The sequence below is a fragment of the Micromonospora sp. CP22 genome (genome assembly GCF_009712475.1).
In the GTDB taxonomy this organism is placed as follows: domain Bacteria; phylum Actinomycetota; class Actinomycetes; order Mycobacteriales; family Micromonosporaceae; genus Micromonospora.
In genome coordinates, this window is record NZ_VCJO01000010.1 from 201663 (window position 1) to 213027 (window position 11365).

General features: G+C 72.0%; 4 protein-coding genes. All 4 read right to left on the bottom strand.

Annotated elements, in window-relative coordinates; translation table 11 throughout:
- Positions 1 to 119 precede the first annotated feature (119 nt).
- Entirely contained in the window at positions 120 to 1247 is a 1128-nt protein-coding gene (locus tag FF096_RS18190) for a Gfo/Idh/MocA family oxidoreductase (RefSeq protein WP_155219907.1), read from the bottom strand.
- Entirely contained in the window at positions 1244 to 5566 is a 4323-nt protein-coding gene (locus FF096_RS18195) for an amino acid adenylation domain-containing protein (RefSeq protein ID WP_309223533.1), read from the bottom strand. The genes FF096_RS18190 and FF096_RS18195 overlap by 4 nt, the downstream gene beginning before the upstream one ends.
- Complete coding sequence (locus FF096_RS18200; RefSeq protein ID WP_155219913.1) at positions 5563 to 10116, bottom strand: non-ribosomal peptide synthetase; 4554 nt, start codon at positions 10114 to 10116, stop codon at positions 5563 to 5565. Before FF096_RS18200 ends, FF096_RS18195 begins: the two co-directional genes overlap by 4 nt.
- Before the next feature lie 218 nt (positions 10117 to 10334).
- The gene (locus tag FF096_RS18205; RefSeq protein WP_309223534.1) at positions 10335 to 11198 is read right to left on the bottom strand and encodes an alpha/beta hydrolase; all 864 of its coding nucleotides are present in this window, start codon (positions 11196 to 11198) and stop codon (positions 10335 to 10337) included.
- Positions 11199 to 11365 lie beyond the last annotated feature (167 nt).

An 11365-nucleotide genomic window follows, 5' to 3' on the forward strand; every position in this document is an offset into this window, starting at 1 on the left:
CTCCCGGTGACGGCGTGGACTGCTCTCCTGCCTCAACGGATTGGGTCGCACTCATCGCTCTCCCGTCCCTATTTTCAAACGTGTTCGAGAATCACTCTACCCTGGCCCCATCCACCGATCTACGGTGAACCGGCAGGGTGTGGACGAACAGCGACCGGCTCGGTGCGAAGATCGGCGACCCGCAGCGGGTCGCCCGGGTCCGGGACGGCGACCTCGGGATAGCCGAGGGCCTCGGTCAGCTCCTTCCAGGCGGTGGCGACGGCCAGGTGCCGCTGGCCGCCCCGCAACGGGTCGACCCCCGAGTCGACCCGTTCGCGCAGGTCGTCGAGGGCGGTCAGCACCCCGTCCCCCCACAGCTCACGCACCACACCCGACCAGGTGGGCGACTGCGGCGCACCTACGTAGTCAGCGGTGGGTCCGAGCACGTCCGACCACCGCGTGTCCGCGTCCGCCGATCCGGAGAGGAAGATCCCCTCCGGATCGGCCGGCGCGCGCAGCACCGGACTCCACAGCACCGGGCCATGGGTGTTGGCCAGCATCACGTTACCCGCGTCGGTGCCCACGGTGATCCGGTGCAGCAGCAGGCTCGTACTGTCGTCGCCCGCCTGCATCCGGTTCTCCACCCGCAGCGTCAGCGGCACCCCGGCGACCTGTCCGTCCACGCTGGCCAGCGGGCGTCCGGCGCGGTCACCGACGGCTGACAACGACCACGGACGCAGCCCGTCGAAGACCTGCGCGAGGATGTCGATCAGGTCGAAGCAGACCTGCACCGCGCAGATCGCGTCGACGAAGACCGGCTTGCGCAGCCGGACCAGCGTGCGGGCGGCCGAGATGAACTGCCGCACCGGCTCCACGTGCGGGTAGAAAGTGTTGACCACGTACTGCGCTTCGGCGCGGCGCGCGGTACGCAGACAGTCCGCCAACTCCGCCGGGTGCACCGGGTGTTCCTGCAACACGTGGATACCACGGCCGAGCAGTTCCTTGGTCAGCTCGACGCCCGGCCCGCCGCCGACCGCGGTCGAGACCACCACGCAGGCGGCGTCGACGTCCTGCGGCAGGTCGGCGACCGAGGAGTACAGCGGGACGCCGTACTCCTTCGCCAGGGTCACCGACCGGGTGCTGCCGCGCGCCAGGATGCCGGCGAGTTCGTACCGCTGTGGCGCGCGGGCGATGGCCGACAGGTAGACCTGACCGAACCGGGTGCCGCAGACGACGACCCGCATCGGCCGGGGCGGGGAGTCGCTCACTGGTCCACCACCGTCGCCGCGATCACCGTCGCCACGTTGGGCGGTCGGAGGCAGCTGACGTGGTCGCCGGGGACGTCGACGACGGTCAGCTCGCCGAGACAGACCTCCGGCCAGAAGCGGGCCGCCTCGGCGCCAGCCCCGGGAAGCAGGTCCCGGGCCGCCGTGGGACGCACCAGGGTGATGTCGCCGGCGTACGGCTCGGGCTCGTGCCGGGCCACCGCCTGGAGGGTCCGCCCGAAGACGGCGTGCGCCGTGGCGACCCGCGCTGGGCCACCCCACGCCGGGTCCGTCGCGGCGACCGCCTCGTGCAGCTCGCGGTGCAGCTCGCCGACGGTACGCCGACCGAGGGCACCGAACCGCTCGGCGACCTGGGTCAGCTGCTCGTCACCTTCGAGCGAAGCCATCGCGCCCGCCGGCACCACGCCCGACGATCCGGCCAGTACGGTGGTGACCGCCCGGTCCACCGTCGCCTCGTCGGCGGGCCAACCGAGGGCCGCCGGATCGATGCCGGCGGACCGCCCGAAGGCGTAGTCCGTCACCAGTCCGTCGTCCACCTGGTACGGCACCCGCTGTCCGGACACGACCGTCAGGCGTACTGTCGTCCCGGCCTCACTCAACGCCCGAGCCACCTCCAGGGCGACCGAAGCGCCGAGGCAGTAGCCGATCACGTCCACGTCGTCGAACCCGGCGGCCCGGATCTCGCCCGCGTAGCGCACGGCCAACTGCTCGACCAGCGTGGCCGGGTCGCTGTCCGCGCTGACGGCGTCGTCGGGTGCGACGAGCCCGAAGACCGGCCCGGACGCGCCGAGCCCGGCGGCCAACGCCCGCAGCGCCGTCAGGCTGCCCGTGCCGTCGTGCACGAGCAGTCTCACCGGCCCCTGGGCGGAGCCACCGAGCGGGACCAGAGCCGATCGCCGAGCCGGCTCGGCCACCGCCGGGGCCGGTGTCGTCTCCGCCACCAACCGCGTCGCCAGTCCGGCGACCGTGGGCTCGTCGAGCAGGGCACGCAGCAGTACGTCGAACGGGAACCGGGCGGCCTCGGGCAGCTGTTCGCGTAGCTGGCCGACGAACCGCGCGGCCAGCAGGGAGTTGCCGCCCGCGTCGAAGAAGCCCAGCTCGCGGCTGGCTGGCTGGCCGCCGAGCACCTCGCTCCACAGGTCGGCGATGCGCTGCTCGACACCCGGCCGGGGCGGTTCGGACCGCCCGTCGGGCACTGCGGTCGGCGTGGGCGCGGACTCCAGCAGCCGTTTACGGTCGACCTTCCCGTTCGCGGTCAACGGCAACGCCTCGACGACGCGTACCCGCGCCGGGACCATGTAGGCGGGCAGCCGGTCGGCCGCCCAGGCGACGACCTCGCCGGGGTCGACGGTGCCGCCGGGCCGCTGCGGCACCACGAACGCGACCAGCGCGCGTTCGAGGGTGTCGCCCGCCGCCAGGACCACGCAGCCGCCGACCGCCGGATGTTCGCCGAGCACCGCCTCGATCTCGCCGAGTTCGATCCGGTGGCCACGGATCTTGACCTGTTGGTCGGCCCGGCCGAGAAACTCGATCTCGCCGTTGGGTAGGTACCGACCGAGGTCACCGGTGCGGTACAGCCGTTCCCCCGTCTCCGGGTGGTGGATGAACCGCTCGGCGGTGCGGACCGGGTCGTTGAGGTAGCCGTCGGCCAGCCCGACACCGGCGATGAAGAGTTCGCCGGGGACCAGGTCGGGTCGGTCGCGCAGCGCGGAGTCGAGCACGTGGAATCGTTGGTTCGCCAACGGCACCCCGTACGGGATGCTGCGCCAGTGCGGCTGCACCGTCCGGATGCGGTGGTAGTTCGACCAGATGGCCGCCTCCGTCGCCCCGCCGAGACTGACCAGTTCGGCGCCGGGCACGTGCCGCGCGGCATGGCCGGGTAGCGACAGCGGGATCCAGTCGCCGGACAGCAGCGCCAGCCGCAGGCTGGACAGGTCGGCCGGCTCCACGTCCAGGTAGTGCATCAGCATCTGCAACTGCGCGGGAACCGAGTTCCACAGCGTGACGCCGTGCGCGGCCACCATCGCCGCCCAGTGTGACGGGTCACCTCGACGCGCCGGGTCGGGCAGCACCAGCGCGGCACCCCGGGCGGGTGGGCCGAACAGGTCGTAGACGGACAGGTCGAAGCTCAACGCGGCGAGGCCGAGCACTCGGTCGGCCTCGGTGACACCGAACCGCTCGTTGATGTCGTGCACCGTGTTGGCGGCGGCCCGGTGGCTGATCATCACGCCCTTGGGCGTCCCGGTCGACCCCGAGGTGTGCATGACGTAGGCGAGCCCGGTCTGCTCCGGCCCGGGTTCGTCCGGGATCTCCGTCACGGGCACCGGCGGCGTCCCCGCCACGTCGACACCGGTGACCTCGGGCGGGAGCAGGTCGACCGGGGCGCCCGCGACGACCGCGAACCGGGCACCGCTGTCGACCAGGATGCGGTCCCGACGCACGGCGGGCTGGGCGATGTCCACGGGTACGTACACCCCACCGGCGAGGAGCACCCCGAGCACGCCCACGGCCTGCTCTCGCGACTTGTCGATCAGGACGCCGACGAGGTCGCCGGGTCGGCATCCCCCGGCGCGCAGTCGGGCGGCGACCCCGGCGGCGCGGGTCAGCCAGTCCCCGTACGTCATCGAGCCGGTGGCATCGACGACGGCCACCCGGTCCGGATGCGCGCGGGCGTAGTCGACCAACGGCTCGTGCAGCAGGCCGTCCGGCACGGGCGCGTCGGTTGCGTTCGCGGCGGCCCGGCGTTCCCGTTGCGCCTGCGGCAAGGGCTGTGGGTCGACCGCCGCCCACGACGCGTCCTCGGCGGCCAGCCGGTGCAGCAGGTCCACGAACGCGGTGAACATCTCGTCCACGAGATGATCGGGGAAGACCCCCTCGCGGACGTCCCAGTTCATGTCCAGCCCGCCGAACTGGTCACCCACCTGGCAGTCGATCCACACCTGCGGGGTCTGGCTGATGCCGTACACCGGTCTCGGCTTGCGGCCGGCGACCGACGGCTCGCCGCCGCCGACTCCGACGGCCCCGGTGAACACCACCGGCAACACCGCCGCGGCGTCCCGTCCGCGACGCCGGGCGAGTTCGCGCAGCACCTCCACGCCGCTGAACAGGCGGTGGTCGAGGTCGTCGAAGACCCGCTCGCCGAGCGCGCGGGCCCGCTCGGCGAAGCTCGTGCGCTGCGCGCGCTCCACCGCGAGCACGCTCAGCGAGGTGAAGTCGCCGAGCAGGTGGTCGACGTGCGGATGCAGCGGCATCCGGTTGAGCACCGGCAGCCCCACACAGAACCGCTCGCTGCCGCTCCAACGGGCGATCGTCTCCGTGTACGCGGCCAGCACGGCGTTGGCGGGAGTGACCCCGTGCTCGGCGGCGCGGGCCTTCAGCGACCGCCACACCCGGTCGTCGACGGTGGCCGCCAGGCGCCGGAACCGTGCCGGCCCGGCAGCCGGATCCTGGTCGTCGCGCAGGGGAAGGGCCGGTGCGCCGGGCAGCTGGTCGATCCGCTCCAACCAGTACGCCCGGTCCCGGGCGTAGCGGTCGGTGTCACGCAGCCGGCGTTCGGCCAGTACGTAGTCGCGGAAGGTGGCCTCCAGCGGCGGTAGGACGCAGTCCGGCTGCCGGTACCTGCGGTCCAGTTCGGCCAGCACCCGTTGCAGGCTGAGCCAGTCCAACGCCATGAAGTCCACCGAGACGTGCAGCAGGCTCCGGTCGGCGGCCAGGGTGAGGCGCAGCTCGTACATCGGCCGTTCACCGGTGGGATGCACCCGGTGGGACAGTTCGTCGCGCACCCGGGCGACCGTCTCCCCCACCGCGTCGGCCGGTGCCCCACGCAGGTCGACCACCGTGATGCCGGTGCCCGGCGGCGCGGGCAACACGCGTTGGGTGCCGTCCTGGTCGATGACCGTCCGCAGTGCGTCGTGGCGGCGTACCAGGCCGTCCCACGCCTGCCGCAGGCGATCCGCATCGATCTCCGCCGGGTACTCGAACTCCTGGTAGAGGTGACAGGAGACCCCGCCGTAGGCGAACGCCGGATTGCGTCCGAACAGGTACGCCGACTGGATGTCGGTCAGCGGGAACGCCTCGTCGCGCTCCTGGGGGTGGTCCCGCCACACCGGATCGGGCCCGTGGACGGCGTCGCCGCTGGTGTCGGACATGCTGGCCAGCAGTTCGGCCTTGCTCCCGCGCAGCCGGGCGAGCAGCTCGTCGGTCATGCTGCCTCGGGGAGCACGGAACCGCAGCTGTTCGCCCTCCCGCCAGACCTGGATCCCGGCACTGGCGAACTCGTCGAGCAGGTCGCTGGCGCTCACACCGCACCCTCTTCGAAGTCCTCGGCGGTGTCCCAGCCGGCGGGTCGCGGCTCGCCCTTGGCGTCCCGCAACTCGTCGATGAGCGCGCTCAGCCCGGCGACCGTCGCCGCCCGCATCACGTCACGCATGGGCAGGTCGACGCCCCACACCCCGCGTACCTCGGCGACGAACCGGGTGGCGAGCAGACTGTCACCGCCGAGCCGGAAGAAGTTCTCGTCGCGGCCCACCGCGTCCAGTCCGAGCAGCTTGGCCCAGCGTTCGGCGACGAAGATCTCGGTGCCGCCCCTCGGCGGGGCGCCCACGTCGCGTGGTCGGTCGACGGCCTGTTCGAGGACCGTCTGGATCCGCCGCCGATCGACCTTGCCGTTGGCGCTGAGCGGCAGCGCGGGCAACACGGCGATGTGGGCCGGCACCATGTGCTCGGGCAACCGTTCCTCGGCCCACCGGCGTACCCGGTCCGGGTCGACCCCGCCCGCAGTCGCGGGACGGTCGGCGGTCAACAGGATCTCGCCGGTAGCCTCGGTGCGCAGCACCCGCACGTCGGTCAGCCCCGCCGCGGCCAACGCCTGCGTCCAACGGTCGGGGCCGTGGAGCCAGCCGGCTCGACCGTCGGCGTCGAGTCGTCCCGCCCGCGCCTCCAGTGGCAGCGCGCTGACCAGCGCCAGCGGCGTCGGGTGGGCGCGTTCGAGCAGGTAGAGCCGACCACCGTCGGCGAGCAGCAGCCCCATGGTCGCCGCCGCGGTCTCCGGGTCGGACATCCGGTGCAGGACGTTGTTCGCCACCACGGCGTCGAAGGCGTGCACGTGCGGTGCGGCGACCGCGTCCGGGCCCTGCACCGCCACCTGGACGCGGTGCCCGTGCTCACGCAGCGACGCCTCGGCCTTGGCCAGGGTCGACCGGGCCGCGCCGAGCAGCGTGTAGTCGACCGCCGTCCCGGACAGCGCCGCCAGCAGTCGGGCCGCGCCCCGGCCGCTGTCGGTCTGCCAGTCGGCCACCGCGCACGGTGACGTGCCACCGCGCTCCTTCAGGTCGTGGCCGACCGCGGCGAGGCACTCGGCGGTGGCGGGCATCAGGTCGTTGAGCGCCTCCGGGGCCAGCACCGGGTCGTCCAGCAACGCGGTGGCGTCGGCGTCGCCGGAGAGGATGGCCGTGTAGAGCGCCGCCGCGTACTCCAGAGTGGTCGCGACCGGCGCCAGGCGCGTGCCGTGGGCGCTCTCCCGGACCCGCTTGGCCCAGTTCGCGTCCGTGACCTCGGCCCACCTCGCTGCGGGTACGAACCCGCCGGACGCCCGGGACAGCACGTCGCGCTGCGCCAGGTAGTCGCACCAGACGTCCACGACCGGCCGTTGCTGGGCGCAGACGGCGAACGGCGTGCTCCCGGGCTCGACCAGCGACGCGACGACCTCGGCCAGCAGCACCTCCACCAGCTGATGTTCGAGCAGCAGCGGGTCGTCCCCGGTCGGCGTGCCCGTCGGCGGCAGGAACTCGTCACCGGGCCGCCCGGGAGCCGGCGCGGCGGCCGGACGATCGACGTCCGGTGTCGAGGAACGCTCGACCACCGCGGCGACCACCTCGCGTCGACCGTCGGTGACGACGACGGCGACGGCCTGGGCCACCTCGGGGTACGCGGTCAGGCAGGACTCGATCTCGCCCAGTTCGACCCGGAAGCCGTTGATCTTCACCTGCTGGTCGAGGCGGCCCAGGAACTCCAGGTTGCCGTCGGGCCAGTACCGGCCCAGGTCACCGGTGCGGTACCAGCGCTCGCCGTCCACCAGCGGGAAACGGAGCGCGCTCAGCTCGGCGTCGCCCCGGTAGCCCACCGCCACCCCGGCACCGCCGATCCACAACTCGCCCGGCACCCAGTCGGGACAGTCCCGGCCACGGCTGTCCACCACCCGGAACTTCTGGTTCCGCAGCGGCACACCGTACGGGATCGACCGCCAGTCGGCGGGCACCTCGACGACCTCGAAGGAGTTCGACCAGATCGCCGCTTCGGTGGCACCACCGAGCGAGATGAACCGGCACCGGCCGTCGGTCGCACCGGCCAGCCTGCCGGGCAGGTCGAGACCGATCCAGTCGCCGGAGAGCAGGGCGAGCCGCATCGTGGCGGGCAGATCGGCGTCGTCGGCGGCGGTGAGCAGCATGTCCAGCAGGGCGGGAACCGTGTTCCACACGGTCACCCCGTGCCGACGGCACAGCGCCAGCCACTCGGCGGCGTCGCGTCGGCCGGACTCGGGTACCAGCACCGCGGCGCCACCCACCGCGAGCAGACCGAAGATGTCCCACACCGAGAGGTCGAAGTCCAGCGCGGAAACCGCCAGGACACGGTCGGCCGGGCCGACGTCGAACCGCTCGTTGATGTCCTCGACGGTGTTCACCGCCGCCCGATGGGTGAGTTCGACCCCCTTCGGCAGGCCGGTGGAGCCCGACGTGAAGATCACGTACGCGGCGTCGTCGGGGTCGGCGGAGACCGGCGCGGCCAACGGCTCGGCCGCCTCGGCGGCCTCGATGGTGAGGATCTCGGCAGCCGCACCGGCCGGATCCAGCAGCCCACTGCCGTCGAGGACGACCTGGACGCCGCTGAGTTCGAGGATGCGGGCGCGACGCTCGGCGGGCTGGTCCACCCCGATCGGGACGTACGCCGCACCGGCGGCGAGCACGCCGAGGACGGCCACGATCTGCGGTACGCCCTTGGGCGCCAGCACGGCCACATACGATCCCCGGCCCACGCCACGTTCGGCGAGCGCGCCGGCGACGCGGAGGGCACGCGCGGCGAGTTCGTCGTGGTGCAGCACCTCCTGCTCGCCCCAGAGCAACGCGGGTCGTCCGGCCCGTGCGCCGGCCTCGGCGAAGAACCGGGTGTGCAGCAGGTTGTCGGTCATCGTGCGGGTGGTCGAGTTGACCGCCGCCCGCGTGCGTCGGGTCGCCTCGGGCAGGGCGATCTCCGGTACCGTGCTCGTCCACGCGCCGGCGAGCAGGTCGCGGACCAGCGTCTCGTACGCGGACAGCATCGCGTCCAGCATGCCGTCGGGGAACAGCGCCTCGACAGCGTCCCACACCAGGCGTACGGTGCCGTCGGCGGTGCGGTAGATCTGGTGGTCGAGCCAGATCTGCGGGGTCTGGGAGATCATCCACGTCGGCTCGCCGAAACGGGCGGCGAACTCCTCCGGGATCAGCGGAGCCGACAGGTCCACAGAGAACACGACGGGTGCCGCACGGGGTGCCTCCGGATCCGCGCGGGTGAACTCGCGCAGCACGTCGACACCGGTGTACGCGGCGTGCCCGATGTCCTCGTGCATCTGCCTCTGCAGCGTGCGCGCGCGGTCGGCGAAGCTGTCGCCGGAGAGGTCGACCTCCAACAGCACCAGCCCGGAGAAGTCGCCGACCAGTCGGGGCATCTCGGGATGTACGTCGAGATCACGGTCGAACAGCGGCAGGCTGAGCAGGAAGTGCTCGTCCCCGCTCCACCGGCTCAGCACCGTGGCGTACGCGGTGGCCAGCACCGCCGCGGGCGTCAGCCCCGCCTCGTTGGCACGACGCTCCAGCTCCCGCCACTCGGGCACGGTGAGGTCGAAGTAGCGACGGGCGAAGCGTTGCACGGTGAGCGCGTCCGGGTCGACCGCGAGCGGCAGCTTCGGGCCGCCGGGCAACGTCGGCAGTCGGCGCTGCCAGTACGGGCGGGCCCGTTCCCGCTCGTCGGCACGGGTGCCGGCCTGCTCGGTGAGGTACTGGCCGAAGGTGTAGCCGACCTCGCCGAGCGCCTCCGGGTCGTCGTACAGGGCGACCAGGTCGGAGAGCATCACCCGGAAGCTGGCCAGGTCCACGGCCAGCAGGTCGATGTTGAAGTGCAGCCGGTCCACCCCGCCGGGCAGCCGGGTCAGCAGCACGTCGACCACCTCGCCCCGGCCCACCTCCAGGATGCGGTGGGATAGCCGGTCCCGCAGCTCCAGCGCGGCGGTCGCCGCCTCGTCGGCGCTGCGATCGCGCAGGTCGTGCACGGTCAGCCCGGGCCACGGGGACTCCGGCAGGATCCGCTGGGTAGCGTCCTCGTCGAACCGCGCCCGCAGCATCGGATGGCGGGCCAGCAACGCCCGGACCGCCCGTTCGAGTCGCTGGGCGTCCACGGCGGTCGAGTCGAACTCAAGGTAGTTGTGGCAGCCGACGCCGCCGAGCGCGTGGTCGCCCGAGCGACCGAAGAGGTATGCCTGTTGCACCGGGGTCAGCGGAAATGCCGCGTCCGGGTCGTGGCGCTCGACGTCGGGCACCGGCGGGGTGGACGCCGAGGGCTCGGACGCAGCCACGGGTACGCCGACCAACTCGACCCAGGCCGACAGTCGCGGGTCGGTGGCCAGTTGGGTGAACGTCACCTCGGCGCCGGTGGCGTTGAGCCGGCTGGCCAGCCGCATCAGGTGCAGCGACTGGAGGCCGAGTTCGAACAGGTTGCTGTCGTCGTCCGCTGTGGTCAGCTCCATGCCGAGCAGTTCGGACACCGCGGCGCGCAGGGCGTCCCGATCCGTCCCGGCGCCGCAGTCGGTGTTCTCCGATAACATTCTCTAGCTCCCTTGCGCGCTATCGACTCCGCTGCGGAATGTTCGAAATACGTCGACGGGCGGGATGCGAGATTGATGCCGGACTAACTGTCGACATCAACGCCGACACCTGACACCGACCCTAACAGCAGCCCGCAGCGCCGAGCAATGCATCACCACCGCATGGGTGGCCGTGAATATCGTGGGTAACGCCATGAGAATCACACATCGACGCCCACCTACCGGTCGACGCCCATCATTTCGGAAAGGGAATCACCCAGCCGCGTTCCCGGAACACCGAGATCGAAGGACAGATCGAAGTGGTTCCGCGACGGCACGACGAGGTCGGTCACCCGGCCGCCGCCGGCCCGCACGGCGTCGACGAACTCCCGGTGCTGCCGACCGAACTCGTCGGTCTCGTTCTCCCCCCGCGCGACGACCAGCGGCGGCAACGCCGACGGCAGCCGGTGCATGGGGCTGCACTCCCGCGCCGTGCGCGGATCCAGCCCGAGCACCTCGTTCACGTACGTCCGGCGCACCGGCTCGAGATCGTAGACGCCACTGAGCAGGACCGCGCCCGTCACCGCCCGGTCGGGACGCTTCCCGTGCCGCTGCCAACCGACCTCGTCGAGCAGGGACATGACGGCCAGGTGCGCGCCTGCGGAACACCCGCTCAGGTAGATCGACGAGGGGCTCGACGGCAGTTGCGCGGCGTTGCGGTCCAGCCAGCGCACTCCCTCGGCGACCATGTCGACGATCTCCGGCAGCCGGTACCGGGGGGCCAGGCCGTATCCCAACGCCGCGACGGAGATGCCGCGCGGCACCAGGTCCAGCGCCATGAAGGACGATTCGAGTCGACTCAACTCCTGCCAGTACCCGCCGTGGATGAACACCAGCAGGTTTCCGCCCGCCCCGGCAGCCGGGAAATAGTCGAGCAATTGCTCCGGGCGCGGGCCGTAGCGTATGCCGGAATGCACCTCGAGCCGGTCGCGCGCCAGTGCGCTACGTTCCGCGTACTCGCGCAGGAAAACGTTGATGTCCGGAACGCACGAACTCGGCGAGTACTGAATATCCAGGGATCGTTGGTCGTACGTCAGATACACGTCTCTTCGCTTCCGGTGCCGGAACAATTACTGGCCGTCGGCTTCGTCTCCGGCACCTCGATGTACCGGAGACGAAACCGACGACACGCTCTCAGAGCGTGTTTGAGAAGGTCTGTTTTGGACGGCGTGGCGGCGTGACATGCACCGTTGGGGCGGGCAGGGTGGCG